At 64.3% G+C, this 19,409-nt stretch carries 17 protein-coding genes; 8 read left to right on the forward strand and 9 right to left on the reverse strand.

The window, feature by feature from the left end; genetic code table 11:
• Nucleotides 1-127 precede the first annotated feature (127 nt).
• Genes QF777_09740 through QF777_09755 form a run of 4 tightly spaced genes read right to left on the reverse strand, consistent with a single transcriptional unit; the run spans nt 128 to nt 4,893 of the window.
• Entirely contained in the window at nt 128-928 is an 801-nt protein-coding gene (locus tag QF777_09740) for an ABC transporter ATP-binding protein (GenBank protein MDP6911828.1), read from the reverse strand.
• On the reverse strand, nt 925-1,755 hold the full coding sequence (locus QF777_09745; protein MDP6911829.1) for an ABC transporter permease: 831 nt from the start codon (nt 1,753-1,755) through the stop codon (nt 925-927). The genes QF777_09740 and QF777_09745 overlap by 4 nt, the downstream gene beginning before the upstream one ends.
• Nucleotides 1,752-2,522, reverse strand: coding sequence for an ABC transporter permease subunit (locus QF777_09750; protein ID MDP6911830.1), 771 nt, complete (start codon nt 2,520-2,522; stop codon nt 1,752-1,754). The genes QF777_09745 and QF777_09750 overlap by 4 nt, the downstream gene beginning before the upstream one ends.
• Nucleotides 2,523-2,568: 46 nt before the next feature.
• Nucleotides 2,569-4,893 (reverse strand): ABC transporter substrate-binding protein, encoded by a 2,325-nt coding sequence (locus QF777_09755; protein ID MDP6911831.1) that lies wholly within the window; start codon nt 4,891-4,893, stop codon nt 2,569-2,571.
• A 235-nt stretch (nt 4,894-5,128) separates the two neighbouring features.
• On the opposite strand from QF777_09755, the gene QF777_09760 reads away from it, so the two are divergent.
• The 8 genes from QF777_09760 (at nt 5,129) to QF777_09795 (ending at nt 13,590) form a co-directional block, all read left to right on the forward strand.
• A complete protein-coding gene (locus tag QF777_09760; GenBank protein MDP6911832.1) occupies nt 5,129-6,247 on the forward strand; it encodes a TetR/AcrR family transcriptional regulator in 1,119 nt (372 codons plus the stop codon).
• Between the two features lie 119 nt (nt 6,248-6,366).
• Nucleotides 6,367-7,095 (forward strand): sulfite exporter TauE/SafE family protein, encoded by a 729-nt coding sequence (locus QF777_09765; GenBank protein ID MDP6911833.1) that lies wholly within the window; start codon nt 6,367-6,369, stop codon nt 7,093-7,095.
• Between the two features lie 62 nt (nt 7,096-7,157).
• Nucleotides 7,158-8,216: an LLM class flavin-dependent oxidoreductase gene (locus QF777_09770; protein ID MDP6911834.1), complete on the forward strand. Its 1,059-nt coding sequence runs from the start codon at nt 7,158-7,160 to the stop codon at nt 8,214-8,216.
• 9 nt (nt 8,217-8,225) lie between these two features.
• Nucleotides 8,226-8,867 (forward strand): nitroreductase family protein, encoded by a 642-nt coding sequence (locus QF777_09775; GenBank protein MDP6911835.1) that lies wholly within the window; start codon nt 8,226-8,228, stop codon nt 8,865-8,867.
• A complete protein-coding gene (locus QF777_09780) occupies nt 8,846-9,313 on the forward strand; it encodes a hypothetical protein (GenBank protein MDP6911836.1) in 468 nt (155 codons plus the stop codon). The genes QF777_09775 and QF777_09780 overlap by 22 nt, the downstream gene beginning before the upstream one ends.
• Nucleotides 9,313-10,401, forward strand: a complete 1,089-nt coding sequence (locus QF777_09785; GenBank protein MDP6911837.1) for an alkylhydroperoxidase-related (seleno)protein — start codon at nt 9,313-9,315, stop codon at nt 10,399-10,401. Before QF777_09780 ends, QF777_09785 begins: the two co-directional genes overlap by 1 nt.
• Nucleotides 10,402-10,417: 16 nt before the next feature.
• The gene (locus tag QF777_09790) at nt 10,418-11,842 is read left to right on the forward strand and encodes an aldehyde dehydrogenase family protein (protein ID MDP6911838.1); all 1,425 of its coding nucleotides are present in this window, start codon (nt 10,418-10,420) and stop codon (nt 11,840-11,842) included.
• Between the two features lie 200 nt (nt 11,843-12,042).
• Nucleotides 12,043-13,590, forward strand: a complete 1,548-nt coding sequence (locus QF777_09795) for an AMP-binding protein (protein ID MDP6911839.1) — start codon at nt 12,043-12,045, stop codon at nt 13,588-13,590.
• A gap of 242 nt (nt 13,591-13,832) precedes the next feature.
• On the opposite strand, the gene QF777_09800 is transcribed toward QF777_09795, so the two are convergent.
• The 5 genes from QF777_09800 to QF777_09820 are packed head-to-tail and all read right to left on the reverse strand — an operon-like array spanning nt 13,833 to nt 19,218.
• A complete protein-coding gene (locus tag QF777_09800; GenBank protein ID MDP6911840.1) occupies nt 13,833-14,252 on the reverse strand; it encodes an OB-fold domain-containing protein in 420 nt (139 codons plus the stop codon).
• Nucleotides 14,234-15,364: a thiolase family protein gene (locus QF777_09805; GenBank protein ID MDP6911841.1), complete on the reverse strand. Its 1,131-nt coding sequence runs from the start codon at nt 15,362-15,364 to the stop codon at nt 14,234-14,236. The genes QF777_09800 and QF777_09805 overlap by 19 nt, the downstream gene beginning before the upstream one ends.
• Nucleotides 15,357-16,562 (reverse strand): CoA transferase, encoded by a 1,206-nt coding sequence (locus QF777_09810; protein ID MDP6911842.1) that lies wholly within the window; start codon nt 16,560-16,562, stop codon nt 15,357-15,359. The genes QF777_09805 and QF777_09810 overlap by 8 nt, the downstream gene beginning before the upstream one ends.
• Complete coding sequence (locus QF777_09815) at nt 16,559-17,683, reverse strand: aromatic ring-hydroxylating dioxygenase subunit alpha (GenBank protein ID MDP6911843.1); 1,125 nt, start codon at nt 17,681-17,683, stop codon at nt 16,559-16,561. Before QF777_09815 ends, QF777_09810 begins: the two co-directional genes overlap by 4 nt.
• Entirely contained in the window at nt 17,680-19,218 is a 1,539-nt protein-coding gene (locus QF777_09820) for an aldehyde dehydrogenase family protein (protein MDP6911844.1), read from the reverse strand. Before QF777_09820 ends, QF777_09815 begins: the two co-directional genes overlap by 4 nt.
• Between the last annotated feature and the right edge of the window lie 191 nt (nt 19,219-19,409).

Raw genomic sequence — 19,409 nt, forward strand, 5'->3', positions numbered from 1 at the left:
GCGGCGCGTTATGTGGCGCGTTACTGCCGATAACGGTCTTCCTCGCTGTCAAGGTTACCGGTGGGCCCGGTTTGGCCTCTTGGGATCGAGCTTTGGTGGGGGTTTAGCTGTGTCGGGGCGCGTGTGGTTAACCGTCGGAACGGTGGAGGAGCTGATGGACCCGGTGCCGGTAGGCCAGGAAGTCGGGGTGCTCCTTCGTGGTGAGCTGATCGCGAGGCCGGCTGAGGTCGATGTCGATCATTTCGAGCACGGTGCCGGGTGACTTCCCGAGGGCGACGACCCGGTCCGCCAGGTAGACGCTCTCATCGATGTCATGTGTAACCAGGACGACCGTGATTCCCAGGTCGGCGTGAATCTTGAGCAGGAGGTCTTCAAGGCCCGCTCTGGTCTGGGCGTCGACGGAGGCAAAGGGTTCGTCCATGAGCAGGATGCGAGGGTTCACCGCCAGCGCTCTGGCAATTGCGACGCGCTGTTGCATTCCCCCGGAGAGTTCCCACGGATACTTGCCCTCGTGCCCGGTGAGGCCGACGCTCTCGAGGGCCTCGGCCGCCCGCTCCCGTCGTGTCGCCCGGTTCAGGTGTTTCAGCGGGAACTCGACGTTTTGCCGTATGCGGAGCCATGGAAACAGCGATCGGCCGTAGTCCTGAAAGACCATCGCCATTTCCTCTGGCACTCCGTCGATCGGCGTGCCACGAACGGTCACCGTGCCTTGGCTCGGCCGGATGAGCCCGGCCATGATGCGCATCAGGGTGCTCTTGCCGCACCCCGATTGCCCCACGATGCAGGACACGGAGCCCGCGGGCACCTCAAAGGAGATTTCCCCTAACGCTTCGAAGGCGGCCTGACCCTGACCGTAGGTGTGACGCACCCGGTCCACGGCCAGTGCGTGTCCCCTATTCGGATATTCCATCCCATCTGTGACACTCATGCCTCGGCGATCCTCGCCATCCCGTGGTGCCAATGCAGCAGTCGACCTTCCACCCACATGAGGATGCCATTCAGGATCAATCCCACGACCGCCAGGACGATCATGGTCGCCCAGAGGTCGGGGTAGTCGAAGAACAGCAGGTCTGCCTGCAGTCTCAGCCCGAGCCCGTTCGTGGCCCCTGCGAACTCCGAGATGATCGTCATGATCAGCGCGAACCCGACGCAGATCCGCATCCCCCCGAAGATCTTGGGCGCCGCCGATGGAAGGAAGATTCCCGTGATCTGCCTGTGGAACGGCACCTTGAACAAAGCGCCGACCTGCTTCCGCTGCTCATCGACGGCGGCAACGCCGTCGATGGTGTTGATGAGCACCGGCCAGATGACGGCAAAGGCGATCAGGTAGACCTTGGGACCGTCGCCGATCCCGAAGACGACGAGCCAGATGCCGAGGAGTGCCGGTGGTGGGATCGCCCGGACGAAGTTGATGATCCAGCTCGTGTACTGCCGGGCCACCTCGCTGAGTCCGAGTGCCGTACCGATGGTGATCCCGAGAAAGACCGCCAGCATGTAGCCCCTGAGCATCCGCCACATACTGGGAACCACGTCCTCGAAGAACCCGTCGCCAAGGAAGAGGTCGGAGGCCGACGAAGACAGGTACGCCGGTTCACCGAAGCCACCTGTGTCGGCCCAGAGATGGGGGAACACCGTCGACGGGCTAGGGAAGAAATACGACTCGGACCGCTGGGTGAAGAACTGCCACAGCAGCAGGGCGCCACCGATCGAGATAGTTGCCGCAACGCCGGTGATGGCACGCTCGCGGATCCTCATGCGTCCAGCCCCACCCTCCAGCCGAAGAACCTGGTGTCGATCGCACCCAGTCCGAAGTTGAGTGCGAGCGAGAGCACGCCGGCGACCATGGTGGCCCCATAGATGGTGGCCAGGTCGCCACCGCCAATGCCGACGTGGGCCAGGTATCCGCCGATACCGGTGCCATCGGGGATGAAGATCTCGACGGCGATCTCGACGACGATCGCTATCGAGGCAGCGACGCGGATGCCCGTGAACACGAACGGGGACGCCGAGGGGAAGCTGATTCGCCGGATCACACCGAATCTGTCCTCGCTGAAACTACGTGCCGTCTGCTTTGCGACTGGGTCGACCGAGGCGAAGCCGGTGCGCGTGTTGAACAAGATGGGCCACGTGCACGCGATGGCGACGGTCACAGACCTGCTCATGAGACCTCGCTGGAAAACGGCGATCAGGAGCGGGGCGTAAGCGATGCCGGGCATCGGCCTGACCATCTCGATGACCGGCAGCAACAGCTTGCGGGCAATCGTCGAGGTGGCAATGAGCGCCCCCAGCGTGACCCCGCAGACGATGGCCGCACCGAGCCCGACCGCTACACCCTTCACCGTCACCCAGACCTCTCCGAGGAATGAGGGGTCGGTGAGCAGCATGCCCATCTTGGCAAAGATGGCCGATGGTCGCGGAATCGACCCGACATCGACAATGCCGAGTGCTACGGCTAACTCCAGGATGCCGACGAAGACGGCCAGACCGACCGCCCCGCGGATCCGTGGGGCGGTCGGTGGCAACCGCTTTAAAGGAGGCAATGCTGTCTCCCCGATCTATTTGCCTTGCTCAGCCCTCCGGGAAGGCGACGAATGGTTCAACGTCGAAGGTCTCGGCGATGAGGCCGACTTCTGCTGCCAGGTCTACCGAGGGCTGAATGTTTGCGACCTCGGTGGTGGTCCGGTATTCGGTGAGGGCGATGACCGCCGCCAACTCAGGGGTGAGGGCCGTGTAGGTCGGGAGGAAGGCCCGGAAGCCCGCCTCGTCGGCATGCATCAACTCCACCACCTCGGACCATGCGGCGCGTGCGCGCCGGATGGTCTCCTCGTTCTGACCTGCCCATGGCGCCATGGCCATGAAGCCACCGGACGTACCCTGCGCGACCCGACCACCGAACATGTCGTCGGCGATGACCTTCAGGCCCTGCATCTGGCCGATCGTAGTAAACGGTTCGAGGGACAGCATGGCGTCGATCGACCCCGACATGACCGCGGGGATCTGCTCGGTTACTGGAACGGCGACGATCTCTACGGTCGAGGCGTCCATGCCGGCGTCCTGGAATGCCGTCAGCAGCGCGACGTGGAACACAGATCCCATCGCACCAACGCCCACGGTGCGACCGGCGAGGTCGGCGAGGGTCTCCATGTCGGAGTCCGGGCTGACCAAGACCTTGCCCTGGGCCGCTGCGAGTACCGCGCCGTCGATGACGGCCCTGAACGGTGCGCCGTTGGCCCACATCGCGGCGAGCGGATGCCACGCGGTGATACCCATGTCGCCTTCACCGGCGGCGACGAGCTGCGCGGCTGCCGGCCCCGACGCGGCGGTCTCGATGGCCACCTCCAGGCCGTGGGCGGCATAGTGGCCACACCTGGCGGCATAAATGATCGGAGCGACGTCGACGATCGGCACGACCACGACACGCAAGGGCAGCACGTCATCGGCAACCTCTGTCGACCGACCAAGCGGACACTCAGCGTCGACTGCGACCAGAGCGGTACCGACGATGCTTGAGCCGCCTGGGGCGTACTCATAGATGACGTTGGCGTTGGACGCCGCGATGTCACCAGAATCGGCGTGACCGATCACGGTGATCTTCTGTGAGCCACAGTCGCCGAACGCGTCACACGACATCAGGCCAATGATCCCCGAGTAGTCAGTCACAGAACTCAGGTATTCGCGTACCCCAGCCCGGTCGATGACCAGCGTGCCGTCGTCGTCGTAGCTGGCCGCAGCGATCGCGTCGAGCAGCAGCGTCGTGGCGTCATAACTGTGCGCCCAGAACGGCGCCGCTGGGTCCTCGCCCCACTCGGCGTTGTAGGCAGCCAGGAACGAATCGGCCGTCTGGCCGGTCGACTGGTTCGTGTTAATGCCGTAGCGGATATCCGGACCCGAGAAATACAAGCCCTCGGATTCCGGAATAGCCATGAAGTTGCTGTTCAGCAGGCCGTCGGCCGCCATCATCGTCGTGTCACCCAAGCCAGCGACCTGGCTTGCCTGCTGGATGATGAAGTCACCCTCGGGTTGGAAGATCGGAAAGAACAGCATCTCCGGGGAACCCGCTGCGATTTCGGTCAACACCGGAACCATGTCCGTGTCGCCCTTGTTCACCGCGGTGAACGTAGTGATTGCCCCCCCGTGGGCCTCGAACGCATCGGCGAACGCCTGGGCCAAACCCTGCGTGTACGGATCTCCGTCATGGATCGCCGCAGCCGTCGTCACACCGAGCACCTCGATGGCGAAGCCAGCCGCCGCCGCGCCCTGGTACAGGTCGTTGTGAGCGGTCCGGTAGTAGCCCGGGTAGTTGTTCGAACCGGCCGTGCCAGCCAGGTCGCTGGTGAGCGACGGCGAGGTGTTCGATCCCGAGATCATGACCATGCCGGCCTCGCTGATCAGCGGAGCCGCAGAAGCCGCAGCGCCCGAACACGACGTACCGATCACGCCCACGACGTCCTCGTCGGCCACGATCGTCTGAGCGGCCGCCTGGCCACCATCAGCCGAACACAGGTCGTCCAGACCCGTGCCGATCGTGACGTCGTGGCCACCAATGGATCCGTAGTCGCGAATAGCGAGTTCGACACCGCGCTGGTTCGGAATGCCGAGGAACGCCACATCACCGGAAATCGCGTTCAACGACCGAATCTGGATGTCCTCACCGGAATCCACTTCAACAGTGCCCAACGAACCATCACCCAGATGGTCGGCAACCGTGGCGACCTCCTCTGGAGCCGGTGCAGCCGTAGTAGCCGGTGCAGCCGTAGTAGCCGGTGCAGCCGTAGTAGCCGGTGCAGCCGTAGTAGCTGGTGCAGCCGTAGTAGCCACAGAAGCAGCGGTGTCTTCGGTGGCGTCAGAGCCGCATGCCGCGGCCATCAGGGCGAGTGCAGTGAGAATCGCCAACGGCAAACGCCAAGTGCTTCTACGTCCAAACTTCATGAGGTCCCCCAGTCATAATTTCCTCCGACTCCGTCGCCGGACTTCAGCCCTATGTATTAGCCATATGGTAAGATAGAGGATAAACTAGGTCTGCTCTTGACGCAAGTGGGTCCTTCAGGGTTCGGGTCAATGCATCATTGATACCGTCCGGGTAGTGAACGACAGGCCCTGGATCAGAGGGGGTAGCCGCCGCAGGTTGATGACCAGCGCATTGCAGGCCGTGGCTGCCAACGGTCCATCATCGGTATCGGGTCGATCCATCGCTCGTACCGCTCAGGTACACCATGCCCAGGTCCAGCAGATGTTCGGATCGGTTGACGATCTCGTCACGTTCGCAGTCCTAGAAGAGCGGGATCGCTTTATTCAAGAGACGCTCGGTAACTCGAGTGACCTGCCCGACCCGCTCGCAGCTGCCGACTACCCGGAGTTCTGGCGCGCCATCGCCCAAGTCCTGCTCGACCCCGGTCCCGTCGATCTCAGCGTCCTCGCTGACGGTGGACCCGTCGAGTTGATCCGTGGTCGGTTGACGGCGATTGGCCCAGATCGTGACCCGCTGTTCGAGACCGCTATAGCAGCGACGTGGGCGGCGATCCCGCTGGGCGCTCTAGTCTTCGCCGATCCGCTATGTAGGGGACTCGGGATTAGCGATGAAGACTGGGGCGCGTGTTGGACTCGGCTCGGTGACCGGGTTCGCTCTTTGGCCGACGTAGCGGCCCTTCCACTCTTTCCAACACGGGTTGAGCCGACTAGTTCGGTTGATGAAACGCTTCCGGGTGGCCGCGGTCGGGAGCGCTTGCTGCACACCGCCGAAACGCTTCTTGAGACGCGTCTCGAAACTGCAGTAACTGGGCGTGAGCTTGCTGCCGCAGCAGGGGTCAACTATGGCCTCGTGAACCACTACTTCGGCACGAAGACTGCCGTCTTTGACGAAGCTCTGGTGCACCTCCACCAGCGCTTCTTGAGGGATGTCCTCGATGTCGAGGATGCGATGGCGCACGGTGTCTTCGATGTGTTCTCTCGGCACCGCGCCTTCCTTCGGGCCTGGGCCAGTCGACTCCTTGGTGACCGGCCGCCGCCCGAGTTCGAGTTGCGCGGTATGGAACGGCTCATGGAGGAGATGCTGGCCGCGCGAGGTATCGGGCTACGCGATCGGGCAGCTCACCTCCATACCGCCGGCGATGCCCTCGCGTCTATCGCGCTCCAGTTGGGATGGACGATCTTGCGGCCCTTGCCTTCGGCCGTCGATCCCCGCGGCATGGCCGAGATCGCGACGCACCTCCAGGCGATCAACGCGTGGCTGGTTCACGGCTCAGAGTGATCGTCATGTCGCAGTTGAAGAGGCGACAGAATCGACAAGTCTTACCGATGGGCTAACATCCTGTGCTGTGATCCTAGGGCCACAGGAGGGCATGGGGCGTTGGTTACAGGCAGTCTGGGATGAGCGTCGAAGTCGTCCTCGTGTCTGCCCTGATCGTCGCATTCGCGGCGTTCGGCCAGACGGTTGCCGGTTTCGGGTTCAGTCTGCTCGCCGTGCCGCCGCTCGGACTCGTCATCGACCCGAAAGAGGCAGTGGCGGTAGCAACCGTGTTGCTGGTTGCGAACAGTGCGCTCCTTGCGTGGGGTGAGCGGCGCCACATCGACCGAGGGGCGGTTCGGCTACTTCTTCTAGGTGCGTTGCCGGGCCTTCCTGTGGGCCTAGCGCTGCTCGCGGCGATGCCAGTCGTTGCGTTGCGCTTCGCCCTGGCGAGCGCGATCCTCGCAGCGGTCGCAATCCTGGGGTCGGGTGTCCAGCTCTCCGGCAGTCGTGCCTCGGTCGAGTTCGGCGCCGGCTTCGCCACCGGGGTCTTGACCACGAGCCTCAGTGCCAACGGGCCGCCAACCGTGCTGGTGCTCCAGGCCCGGGGACTGGCGCCACATGCCTTTCGCCCGACCACGAGTGCCGTCCTAGGTCTGACCTCGGCCGTGGGTGTGGCGCTGTTCGGCTTTGCCGGTCGGCTGACGGATGAGGTACTGGGGGTGACCGTCGTCGCGATCCCGGCCATGATTCTCGGGTGGTCCATCGGGCTGCGGGTGCGAGGACACGTTGCTCCCGTTGCGTTTCGTCGGCTGATTCTCGGGCTTTTGGTCCTGGCTGCTCTGGCCACGATGGTCGCGGCTCTTTCCTGAGGCATCGGCTCGAGGGAAACCCATGGTTGACAGAACCTTACCGTTTGGATAAACACTCGACTATGGAACTTGGACTGCTGACTCTCGGCGACCACCGTGCTGACCCGGCGACAGGTGTACGCACCACGCAGGCCGAACGCCATCGCGACATACTGGAGTACCTCGACTACGCCGAACCGGCGGGGTTCGATGCGGTGTTCGTGGGGGAGCACCACTTCAGTGATTTCATCACTGCATCGCCGCCTGTGTTCCTGGGGTGGCTTGCGGGGCGAACTTCGACGATCACATTGGGTTCCGGCGTGACGTTGCTGCCTCATCATGATGCGGTGAAGGTCGCCGAGGACTTTGCCACCGTCGACGTCGTGTCAGACGGCCGGGCTGAAGTCTGGGTCGGACGAGGGGTTGAGCCGTACGCCTATACCTACTTCGGTCAGGACGTTCAACGAGCTGTTGATATGCAACGGGAGGGTCTGGAACTGCTGCTGCGGTTGTGGACCGAATCCGATGTGACGTGGTCGGGCGAGTTCCGGCCACCGCTCAACGGTGTCACTCTGCAGCCCCGGCCTGTGCAGGAGCCATGCATCCCCATCAAGGTCGCCGTCTCACGCGAAGAGTCAGCTATCGCCGCAGCTGAGCTCGGCCTCGGTATCTCGATCACCATGTTGTCCTTCGACCGCAACCAGCTCGCCCCAGTGGTTGCTGCCTACCAAGAGGCCTTTTCCGACGCCGGCCACGCGCACAACCCCTGGGTAGACCTCCACGCTCACGTTCATGTGGCACCAACATCGCAGGAGGCTCGAGATCATCTCAGCATCTACCAGGCGCCCTTCCAACGCTGGGTGTTTGGCAAGCGGATGGGCGTGCACGAAGACGAGGTCGAGCTTCCGGCTCGCGTCACCGACTTCGCGAGCCCCGAGTGTGCGGTGGTGAACGGCAGCCCGGAAGAAGTGGTCGACCGCATCGGCGCCTTTACCTCGCTCGCGCCGATCGATCGTTTCACCATTCAGAGTGACTATGGCGGTCAGCCCTGGCCACTGGTGATGCGTTCCCTCGATCTGTTCGGCGGTGTGATGGACCAGGTCCGAGCGCTGCAACCGGCACCCGCCCTCGCCCAGGCATAGGAGTCAGCAATGGATGCACTCGAGCTCTTGTACACGACCAGGGCCATGCGTCGCCTGGCCCTGGACCCCATCGACGACGAAACTATCGCCAAACTCCTCGACGCCGCGATGCGCGGACCGTCGGGGGGTAACCGGATGCGCGTCCGGTTCGTCGTAGTCCGCGACCGCAGTACGAAGTCCGAGCTCCAGACGCTCTACGCGGACGGGATGAAGCAGCTCTACAGTGCACCGGCCCCACCACCGGACCCCAACGACCCGGCGGGGCCACCGGACCCTGCAACCGTCAAGACCGCAGGCTGGCTGGCAGAAAACCTGGTGGACGTCCCAGTCTTGATCTTCGTAGTCGGGCTCCCGGGGTTCGGCTCCACGTCGTTCCCGATTGCCTGGCAGTTCTGTCTCGCTGCCCGTGCCTGCGGTCTCGGGACGACCTTCACCACCGTGCTCCGGTTCCATCAAGAGGAGACCGACCGACTCATCGGGATTCCCGAAGATTCCGACTGGGAGTTCCACGCAATGATCCCGGTGGGAAAGCCGCTGGGCAACTGGGGGCTCGCCAAGCGTCCCCCTGTGAACCGTTTCACCTACGACGAGACGTTCGGCAACCCTGTCGACTGGAAAGTGGACCAGCCATGCTGGAACCCAGCCTTGTAGTGGACGATCAGGGCCAACAGGGGGCATCGGACATGCCTGACTACCGCGGCCTCATGACACGGTTCCGGTGGGCCTACGTCAGCATGAGCACCGAGGGCCTCGCAGAGGTTTTGGCCCCCGGCTTCAGGTGGAACCTCCACTACTTCAACGTTGATGATCCGCTGCCGACCGGCAGGGTCCTCAGCGGTCTGGACGAGATGATCGAAGAGCTTCGATGGCGAAAGAAGAACTGGGCCCGTGTCCGGTTCAACTTCCTGGCCGAACGCTTCGCTCCCCGCCTGGTGGTGCAGACCTTCCGGATGTCCGCCATCGACGTGAAGGAAGAGCGGGCCTTCAAGGTCGACGTCGTTGACCTCTACGACATCACGGAGGATGAGCGCATGCTCACGAAGAGCACCTACTGGAAGTACCAGCAGCCGGATCCGACAGAAGCGAGGTTGGTGTAGTGGTGACACAGACGAGCATCTACGAGACCGAGTTGCCCATTCGGGACGCTGTCCTGAAGGCCCACGCGGCACTACTCGAGCACTGGGCCTCCCCGGGGACATGGTGGTCGGCGACCGAGCGCTTCGCCATCGTCAACGAGGTGCGTACGGCCTGGGACGCCGACCAGTTGTCGCCGTGGGTCAGGCCTTCGACCGTGGATGGCCTCGTGGCCGATGACCATGTGCTGCCGGCTGCGGTGGTGGACATCATCTGGCGCATCACCAACCACACCTCGACGCTCACCCGCGACTGGTACGACTCGTTTGTCCCGGACCAGGTGAGCGCAGAACAGTACGTGGAGGTTCTCAGCCTGGTCTCAATGGCGAACATGGTTGACCGATTCGCCGACTCGTTGTCGATGGATCGCCTCGCCCTATCCGAGCCCCGAGCCGGAGAGCCGAGTCGATACCGACCCGACGGCGTCGAGATCGCCCGGCACTGGGTTCCGACCGCTTCCCTCGAGGACACCCACTGGTCCCCGGACATGCCCATGGAGGCGCCCAACGTCCGCCGGACCCTGAACCTCGTTCCCGCCGAGGCCGCGATCTTGTGGATGCTCATAGACGCCCACTACATCGCCGGAGGAATCCTCAGCGAGCTCGATTCCGGCCGGAACTGGTCGATCGAGCGTCCACACTTCGAACTGCTCGCCACCCGTACCTCTGCTCTTAACGAGTGCTTCTATTGAGCGACCACCCACGCGGTCCTACTCGGTCAGAGTGGGCAAGGTGAGGAGATTTCGCTGGAGGTGGCGACGGGACCCGGACACGGCGATTGCGGGGTCGACAACGGTGAGCTGGTGGCGCGGTTGGTCGACGCGACATTCGGGCGAGGTGACTTGGACGAGGTGAAGGCGGAGGTCAGGTCGACCATGGGTGACGCTGTCCTCGTCGACTGTCTGACCGTGATAGCTGGCTTCCACATGGCCAACCGGCTGGTCAACGCGACCGGTGCTCCAATCGACCCGTTCATGGTCGAGCCCACGAAGGCAGTTGCGGGCGTGCTCGGGGCGAACGAGTTCCTCAGCCGCGTGGACGCACCGGGATGATCCGGTCGCTGGCTCAATGAAGAACACGGGGCAGTTCTACATCGATGGAAGTTGGGTGTCCCCGGTGGGCGCTGACACGCTCGACGTGATCAACCCGGCGACTGAGGAATCCGTTGCCACAATCGCCATGGGCGGCCCGGCCGATGTGGATGCCGCGGTAGCAGCGGCGAAGGCCGCGTTCGCGACGTATTCGCTGACGACCGTCGACGAGCGTCTGGACCTGTTGGACAGGGTCCGTTCGGCCCTCCGACCCCGCCTCGAGGAGTTCGCCGAGGCGATCACCTTGGAGATGGGGGCACCACGGGGCCTGGCGAGGGCGATGCAGGCAGAGATGGGGATCTACCACGTCACCACGGCGATGGAGGTGCTGAGTACCTACGAGTTCGAGTACGTCAAGGACACAGCCCTGATCGTGAGAGAGCCACTGGGCGTGGTTGGGATGATCACCCCGTGGAACTGGCCCATCAACCAGTTGGCCTGCAAGGTCGCTCCAGCCTTGGCGGCCGGGTGCACGATGGTGGTGAAGCCCTCGGAGGTCTCGCCATTGAGCGCAATCGTCTTCGCGGAAGCCCTCGACGAGGCAGGAGTTCCCGCTGGCGTCTTTAACCTGGTCAACGGTGACGGGCTGAACGTGGGTGCATACCTGTCGGCCCATCCTGACATCGACATGGTGTCCTTCACCGGTTCGACCCGGGCGGGCATCGAGGTCGCCAAGAATGCGGCACCGACCGTAAAGCGCGTCGCACAGGAACTCGGTGGGAAGTCCGCCAACATCATCCTCGACGATGCCTGCTTCGAGGAGGCGATAAGCCGTGACGCGTTCGAGATGTGCCTCAACTCGGGCCAGTCCTGCAACGCCGGCACCCGCATGCTGGTCCCACGAGACCGCATGGACGAGGCGGCCCGACTGGCCGAGCTGGGGATGGACCAGCTGTCCGTCGGCGATCCACAAGACCTGGCAAACACCGTCGGGCCGGTCGCGTCCGAAGCCCAGTGGATCAAGATCCAGGAGTTGATCCAGATCGGCATCGACGAGGGTGCCACCCTGGTCTGCGGGGGCTGCGGGCGACCCGATGGGTTGGACACCGGCTTCTACGTGCGACCCACCCTGTTTGCCGACGTCACCAACGACATGCGCATCGCCCGGGAGGAGATCTTCGGTCCGGTTCTGGTGATCATCGGTTACGAGGATGACGACGACGCCGTGGACATCGCCAACGACACGTCGTACGGGCTCTCGGGCTACATCTCGGGTAGTCACGACCGGGCACTTGCGGTCGCCCGCCGGATCAGGACTGGAGCCATGCACCTGAACGGAGCCGGCCCCGACCTCCACGCACCCTTCGGGGGCTACAAGCAGTCCGGCAACGGCCGTGAATGGGGCAGGCACGGCTTCGAGGAGTACCTGGAGACCAAGGCAGTGCTGGGAGCTGGGAGTTGAGGACTGGCCGGAGAGGGGATTCATGACCGACCACGACATGGCAATGCTGACAGAGCTGGCGGAGATCGTCGCAGCCAGGACGCAGATGATTCGGTCATGAGCGAAAATGAGTACATGGGCCAGGGCCGGATCAGCCGGCTGCGCGAAAGCGCCATGGCCCCCGGCGTCGCTGCTTTCGACTGATCCACTGGGAGCAACCCATGACCAACATCCACTTTTCGCCACTACCCGATGTGGAGATCCCCGATTCCACGGTCACCGACTACGTGTTCCGCAGCGCCGGCACCCACCCCGACCTTGTAGCGATGATCGACGGCGTCACCGGCTCGAGCCACACCTTCGCCGAGCTCACCACCGCGATCCGTGCCCTAGCGGGCGGGCTCACAGCTCGCGGCCTTGAGGTAGGCGCCATCGTTGCGCTGATGGCGCCGAACATGCCGGAGTTCGCGATCGTGTTCCATGGTGCAGCCGTGGCGGGCTTGGCGACGACGACGCTGAACCCCACCTACACCGCCGAAGAGATTCGCCATCAACTCATCGATTCGGGCGCAGTCCTGCTCTTCACGATCGAGGCGCTGGCACCGCTCGCCACCGAGGCCATCGAAGGGACAGCTGTCACCGACGTGATCTTCCTCGACAAGGCCGAAGGGTCCCAGCGCCTAGTCGGCATGTACGGGACCCCGAGCAATCAGGTAGCCGTCGACGTGGATGAACACGTGGTGACCCTGCCGTATTCGTCGGGCACTACTGGCCTGGCCAAAGGGGTCATGCTGACTCACAAGAACCTCGTGGCGAACCTCGCTCAGTGTGGGCCAGTCCTCGACGTACACCATGGGGAAGCCACCCTCGCTGTGCTGCCGTTCTTCCACATCTACGGGATGCAGGTCCTGATGAACAACCTGCTCGCCAACGGTGCAACGGTCATCACACTGCCGCGATTCGACTTCGTGCGTGCTCTCGAACTCTTCCAAGAGCACCGCATCACGAAGTTCTACGCCGTCCCACCGATGATTCTCGCCCTGGCCAAACAGCCCATCGTCGACGACTACGACCTGTCGTCGCTGTCACTCATCATGTCCGGAGCGGCGCCGCTCGGAGGAGACCTAGCCGATGATGCCGCGAAACGGGTCGGATGCGAGGTCGTGCAGGGCTTCGGCATGACCGAGCTCTCTCCGGTGAGTCACGCAACGCTGGCCGGCCAGGGCAAAGCCGGGTCTTCTGGCGTCACGATCCCGAACACCGAGTCACGGATCGTCGACGAGGCAGGCAACGACGTGCCTGCGGGCCACGACGGTGAGCTGTGGGTGCGGGGACCGCAAGTGATGAAGGGGTATCTCAACAACGAGGGGGCAACCGCTGCGACCATTGATCGCGACGGCTGGCTGCATACCGGCGATGTCGGCCACATCGACAGCGACGGTCACCTGTTCATCGTGGACCGGCTCAAGGAGCTCATCAAATACAAGGGGTTCCAGGTTGCCCCCGCAGAGCTGGAGGCCCTCCTGCTCACGCACGACGCAGTGGTCGACTGCGCCGTCGTTGGGATTCCCGACGACGAGGCCGGGGAACTACCCAAGGCCTTCATCGTACTGAATCCCGAAGCGACCGCTAACGAGGCTGACCTGCGTGAGTTCGTAGCCGGCAAGGTTGCGAGCTACAAGCAACTGCGAGCCGTCGAGTTCATCGACGAGATTCCGAAGTCGGCCTCCGGCAAGATCCTCCGCCGATTCCTTCGCAGCGGCGCGTGATCACATGAGATCGGCCTAGCTCATGCCGATCGATTGGATCTAGCGCGTTCCTGATTCGCCCAAAACGCGTTCCCAGGGCCACCGGAGCATCTCCGAGAACCCCTTCGTTGTAGGGGTGTGGGGGTTTCGCGCCACCCTCTACGAGGGCGAGGGCGGCGCGTTATGTGGCGCGTTACTGCCGATAACGGTCTTCCTCGCTGTCAAGGTTACCGGTGGGCCCGGTTTGGCCCGTTGGGAGCTGGTCATGAGATAGGGGCGAAGCCGGGGATGGACGCTCCCGGTTCGAGCTCGAACGCGCGGAACTGCATGGGCTGGTCGCAATACAGGCAGGCCGGGTCGATGTCGGTCGGCAGGGTGGCGAGCATTCGAACCCCTTCGGTGAGCTCGACCATTAACACGGTGTAAGGAGGGGCAAGCGGGTAGCCGGCGAAGTACTCGCGGTGAAAGGTGGTCCAGGACCACAGACGGGCGGTGCCGGCCATGTCGCGCCACGTCGCCGGTTGCCCACACCGCGGGCATGGGTCGCTCTCAGGTGGGCACGCCATGGTGCCGCAGCCGTCACAGCCAGATAGCCGCAGTACGCCTTCAGCCAGCCCGGCCCAGAACGGCTCAGCGGCTGGCTCGCGGGGAGGAAGGTGACCGCTCACGTCCACAGCACGCACCCCCCGGCCATCGGAGTGACGCACATGTAGCAGGCGGTCTGGGCGCCGCTGACCTGGCGCTCGCCAGCCTCGCCCCGCAGCTGACGGACCGCTTCGGCCACCAGGTTCATGCCCTGCATGTAGGCCTCTGAAGTGTGGCCACCGCTGGTGTTGAGCGGTAGCAATCCGTCGCGGGTGATGTGGCCGGCTTCGACGAACCGGGCCGCTTCGCCACGCGGGGTGAAGCCGAAGCCGTCGAGGGCGAACAGCACCGAAGGGGTGTAGTTGTCGTAGATCTGGATGAGGTCGATGTCGCTCGGGGCAAGGCCGGCCATGGCGAACATCTCGGCTGCGGCGGCCTGCGACGGGCGGTGATAGAAGTCGGCCGCGCTGTAGTGGGCGCCCTGATCCGCTGATGCGGCCAGTCCCCCAATGGCGACTGCTCGCCCGGCCGGACCCGCCGGAGTGTTGGTGACGATGAGCGCCACCGCCCCATCGTTCACCATGCAGTAGTCGAACAGCCGCAACGGTTCGGCGATGAGCCGGGCGCCGTCGTAATCGGCGTCGGTCATCGGCTGGCGGAACACGGCCGCCGGGTTGAGAGCGGCGTTGGCCCGGTTGGAACGGGCCACCTGACGAAGGGCGGCGGAACAGTCGCCGAACTCGTGACTGTAACGGCGAGCCATCAGCGCCGAGTGTGCGGCCGGACCCCCCATGGCGTGCATGGCCTCGAACAACGTATTGGTGCCAGGCGCAGCGGAATCCTCGTAGGTGGCCAGCCGCGACAACGCCAATACCAGGAGAACCGTGTCGGCGGAGCCAGCTGCCACAGACTGCACCGCGTGCTGCAGGGCGGGCACGACCCACCGGCCACCCGAGGCGTACTCGACGGTGACCCGCAGATCGCGGAGCCCCTCGCGCACGGCGAGCTGATCCCAGGGCAGCCCCATGGTCGTGAGCGCGTCGATGTCGGCGCGGGCCAGGTCGGCATCGGCCAAGGCGGCATCGATGGCCATGGCGGCCAGATCGAGCGGCGGTACCGCCTCGGATCGGACCTTGAGGGCGGCGTAGTCGGTGGAGCCGACGCCGATGATCGATGCTGCGCCCCGTAGTGGATGGTGCCGCTCAGCCATAGGCCCCGTCCGTCGCGGCTGCCGCCAACTCCTGGCGGATCTCGTCGCCGTGTTCGCCGAGCAACGGGGCACGGGTACGGACGCCGGCCGGAGTTTCGGCGAACCGGAAAGGGCTTCCGGCGATGGCGGCGGGGCGTGCCGAGCCGGGATGTTCGACCTCAACGATCATCTCCCGCTGGCGCAGATGGGCATCGCTGAACAGGTCGCTCGCCGTCTGCACCGGGGCGGCGGGAACCCTGGTGCCGATGGCATCGAGCACCTCGGCCCTGGTGCGCGACGCGATCCAGGCGGCCACGATCTCGTTGGCTTCGTCGTCGTGGACGAGACGGGCCTCATCGGAGGCGAAGCGTTGGTCGACGGCTAGCTCGGGCCGGCCCATGACGTCGGCCAGGTTGGCCCATTCGTGAGCGAACACAGCGGAGATGCACACGAAGCCGTCCCGGGCCTCGAACGTGTTGTACAGCGACCACAGGGGATGGCGGTTGCCGGCCGGGATCGGATCCTCACCCGTATAGCCGTACTGGTAGACGATGCGTTCACACAGCGAGACCATGGCGTCGTACATGGCGATGTCGACGTACTGGCCCTCGCCGGTGCGTTGGGCCGACAGCACGGCGCTGACGACGCCGAGCGCGGTGATCGCACCCGGGAAGAGGTCGCCGATTCCGGGTCCGGCTTTGGTCGGCTCACCCGGCGGGCCGGTGACACTCATGAACCCGCTCATGGCCTGCGCGATGTAGTCCATCGCCGGGCGATCGTTGAGCTCGGTCGCGCCACTGCGGGGATCGCCGAACCCTCGAAGCGAGGCGTACACCAGGGCCGGATTGACCTCCCGCAGCGTCTCATAGCCGACCCCGAGTCTCTCCAGCACTCCCGAGCGGAAGTTCTCGACCACAGCGTCGGAGGTGCTGGCGAGCGCCAACAGCTCGGCGCGGCCATCATCGGTCTTGAGATCGACCACGATGCTGCGCTTGTTGCGGTTGATGCTTTGGAAGTAGCCGCCGAAGTGGCGCTCGGAGTCGTCGGCCATATAGGGCCCTACCGCTCGCATGGGGTCGCCGGTCGGGTTCTCGACCTTGATGACATCGGCACCCATGTCGGCCAGCAGCATCGTGCAATACGGTCCGGACAGCATCCAGGTCAGATCGAGGATGCGGATGCCGACCAACGGCCCGGCCGCCTGATGCGGTGCCGTCATCGACCGGCCAGTTTGGTCGCCACCCAATGCTGGATGTGGTGCGATCCGTGTTCGCTCAGCTCGGTGCGTTCGGCGTCGACCATCAGCCGCCCGTGACCGAAACCGCGGCTGTGCAGTCCACGCTGCACTCCTTCGCACACCGCCACGTCTTCGGGTTGGGTGTTCTCGGCCCGAAACCGGAACAGCTCTCGGTGATGCTCAGTCGGCTCGGCGTTTGGCAAGTACCAGTTCTCGACGAACTCACAATGATCGGCGTCCACGGGTCGCCACTGCGAAGTCATGATGTAGCCACCGTGCACGATCTGGATCCCCAGGTTTGGCAACACCGTCCAACTGGCCTGTTCGTCGCTGTCGATGTGGGCGTTGGCGGCCGCCGCCTGGGTCTTCTCATCCCGCAGCTTCATGCGCTGGCGCTGGTAGAGCGGGTTGAGTTCGATACGGAACGTGGTGAAGTCGATGAACTCGGCCGCCAGCGGCGGGTGCACGATCGCGCAGTGGTAGCACTCCGACCAGTTCTCCACCGGGATCTTCCAGTTGCACTTCATGATGTGGCTGTCGGTGTGGGCGAGCACGAGTGCTTCCGGCTCTGGTACGAACGCTGCTATCTCGGCTTCGAGCCCTGCCGCCTGCTCGGCAAGGGGTGCGGCGTCGAGGTCGAGGTTGACGAACACCAGTCCCGCCGTCACCTCCACTCCGACGGTGCTGAGGCCGTGCTCGGCAGCCGAAAAACCACTCACATTGTCGGAGTTACGAACTTTGACCAAAGTGCCGTCGAGGTCGAATATCCAGGCGTGATACGGACACACGATCCGGTTGACGTGACCCGAGTCGCACAGCAGATCGTGCCCTCGATGGCGACACACGTTGTAGAACGCACCGATCGACCCGTCCTCGGCTCGAATGACGATGATGTTCTGCTCGAACACCGATGTCGTGAAGTAGTCGCCCGGTTCTGCCACCTCCGAGACGTGACCCACGAAAATCCAACTGCGAAAGAAGATCTCTTCGCGCTCGAGGGCGACCACGGCCGGATCGGTGTAGAAGCGGGCCGGTAGCGAATTCGAGTTGGCCGCGTCGCCGGTGAGGCCGTGCTCGAAAGGATCGAGTCGCGTATCGGTCATGGAGCGTCCTCGCCATCGTCGCCGGCTCCGCCCGCGAAGGCTTCAGCATCGGCGTACGGGAACCACCAGAAGTCCTGTGGCTCGCAGTCGGGGTCGATCCACACCAACTTGGTCGACCGGAAGGTCTCCAGGCCTTCATTGCCGAGCTGACGCCCGAGCCCGCTGGACTTGGTGCCACCGAAGGGGCCGGCGTCGTTGTCGAGCAAAGGTGCGTTGATCCACACCATCCCGCCGTCGAGCTCCTCAGTGGCGCGCATCGCCTCTTTCATGTTGGTCGTGTACAGACAGGCGCCGAGGCCGAACATCGAATCGTTGGCGGCAGCCAGCGCCTCATCGAAGCTGTCGACCTTGCAGATGGGGGCGGCGGGGCCGAAGCTCTCGTTGCCGAAGATGTCCATGTCCGGCGTGCAGTCCGTCAGGATGGTCGGCTCGACGAACCAACCCTTGTCCTGACCGTCCGGCCTTCCGCCACCGAAGGTCAGGGTCGCGCCTTGATCCTGCGCTCTGGCTAGCACGCCCTCGTAGCGCGTGCGTTCCTTTTCGGCCACCATCGGGCCCATGTCGACGGCGTCGAGGCCGTTGCCGACACGCAAGGCTCTGGCGTGGGCGGCGAGCCGTTCGACGAACTCGTCGTGCACGTCCTCGTGGACGAAGAAGCGTTCGGCCGACACGCAGATCTGGCCGCAGTTCATGTAGGCCGCAAAGGCGGCGCCGCGGGCCACGACGTCTATCGGGGCCGACGGCATGACGATGAAGGGATCATTACCAGACGTCTCGATGAGGGTCGGTTTCATCATCTGCCCGCACGTGGCCGCGATGGCCCGGCCGGTCGGCACGCTGCCGGTGAATGCCACCATGTTCGTGCTCTCGTGCTCGACAAGGCGCCGCCCCGCTTCTCCCGCCCCTGTGACGACCTGAAAGAGCCCGGGCGGCAGATGCTTGTTGAACGCTTCGGCAAACAGCAACGTGGTGATCGACGTGTACTCCGAGGGCTTGGCGATGACCGCGTTTCCTGCGGCCAACGCGGCGGCGCCCTCCCATGCCAACAACGTCATCGGGTAGTTGAACGGCTGGATCGAGACGACCACCCCGAGGGGCAGCTTGAGGGTGTAGTTGAGATGACCGGCGACCGCGTTGCCCATGACCCGTCCCATGTCGTTGCGGCCAATCTCGGCGTAATAGCGGATGGCCGACACCGACCAGTCGACCTCGTCGGCCGATTCCTTGTACGGCTTGCCCATCTCGCGGGTGAGAGCTTCGGCCAGCGGGTGTTTCATGGCGGCGAGGTCGTTGGCGATGTCGTGCATCGCCTCGGCACGTTCAAGCCCGCTCAACGCCCACCAAGCGGCCTGAGCGGCGTGGCCCGCGGCGACCGCTTCATCGATCTCGTCGACGCTGGTCTCGGCCAGTTCGGTCAGCACCGCTTCGGTGGCGGGGTCGATGACGTCACGGCCTGCGGTGGCGTCGCTACGACGGAACTCGCCGTCGATGAGGACGGTCCGGTTGTAGTCGGTGAAGGTCTGCAGTCCACTCATGGGTTCACTTCCTGGGTTCGGGTCGAGGCGGAGCTAGCGGTGTCAAATCGTCTCTGAGGGCATTTGGCAACACTACGTGGGGCGGCAGGTTCGCGGTTGGTGACGATCACGATCAGTCAGCTGGCAGCAACGGCGTCGCTGCGCACCGAGGTGCTGGCCGGGCACGGCGGCACTGATCGGATCGTGAACTG

This window comes from Acidimicrobiales bacterium, from assembly GCA_030747595.1.
Lineage (GTDB): Bacteria > Actinomycetota > Acidimicrobiia > Acidimicrobiales > MedAcidi-G1 > UBA9410.

Coding starts and splice junctions, on each gene's coding strand:
- QF777_09740 (MDP6911828.1), bottom strand. CDS start 928: ATGAGTGTCACAGATGGGATGGAATATCCGAATAGGGGACACGCACTG.
- QF777_09745 (MDP6911829.1), bottom strand. CDS start 1,755: ATGAGGATCCGCGAGCGTGCCATCACCGGCGTTGCGGCAACTATCTCG.
- QF777_09760 (MDP6911832.1), top strand. CDS start 5,129: ATGACCAGCGCATTGCAGGCCGTGGCTGCCAACGGTCCATCATCGGTA.
- QF777_09765 (MDP6911833.1), top strand. CDS start 6,367: ATGAGCGTCGAAGTCGTCCTCGTGTCTGCCCTGATCGTCGCATTCGCG.
- QF777_09770 (MDP6911834.1), top strand. CDS start 7,158: ATGGAACTTGGACTGCTGACTCTCGGCGACCACCGTGCTGACCCGGCG.
- QF777_09775 (MDP6911835.1), top strand. CDS start 8,226: ATGGATGCACTCGAGCTCTTGTACACGACCAGGGCCATGCGTCGCCTG.
- QF777_09780 (MDP6911836.1), top strand. CDS start 8,846: ATGCTGGAACCCAGCCTTGTAGTGGACGATCAGGGCCAACAGGGGGCA.
- QF777_09790 (MDP6911838.1), top strand. CDS start 10,418: ATGAAGAACACGGGGCAGTTCTACATCGATGGAAGTTGGGTGTCCCCG.
- QF777_09795 (MDP6911839.1), top strand. CDS start 12,043: ATGACCAACATCCACTTTTCGCCACTACCCGATGTGGAGATCCCCGAT.
- QF777_09805 (MDP6911841.1), bottom strand. CDS start 15,364: ATGGCTGAGCGGCACCATCCACTACGGGGCGCAGCATCGATCATCGGC.
- QF777_09810 (MDP6911842.1), bottom strand. CDS start 16,562: ATGACGGCACCGCATCAGGCGGCCGGGCCGTTGGTCGGCATCCGCATC.
- QF777_09815 (MDP6911843.1), bottom strand. CDS start 17,683: ATGACCGATACGCGACTCGATCCTTTCGAGCACGGCCTCACCGGCGAC.
- QF777_09820 (MDP6911844.1), bottom strand. CDS start 19,218: ATGAGTGGACTGCAGACCTTCACCGACTACAACCGGACCGTCCTCATC.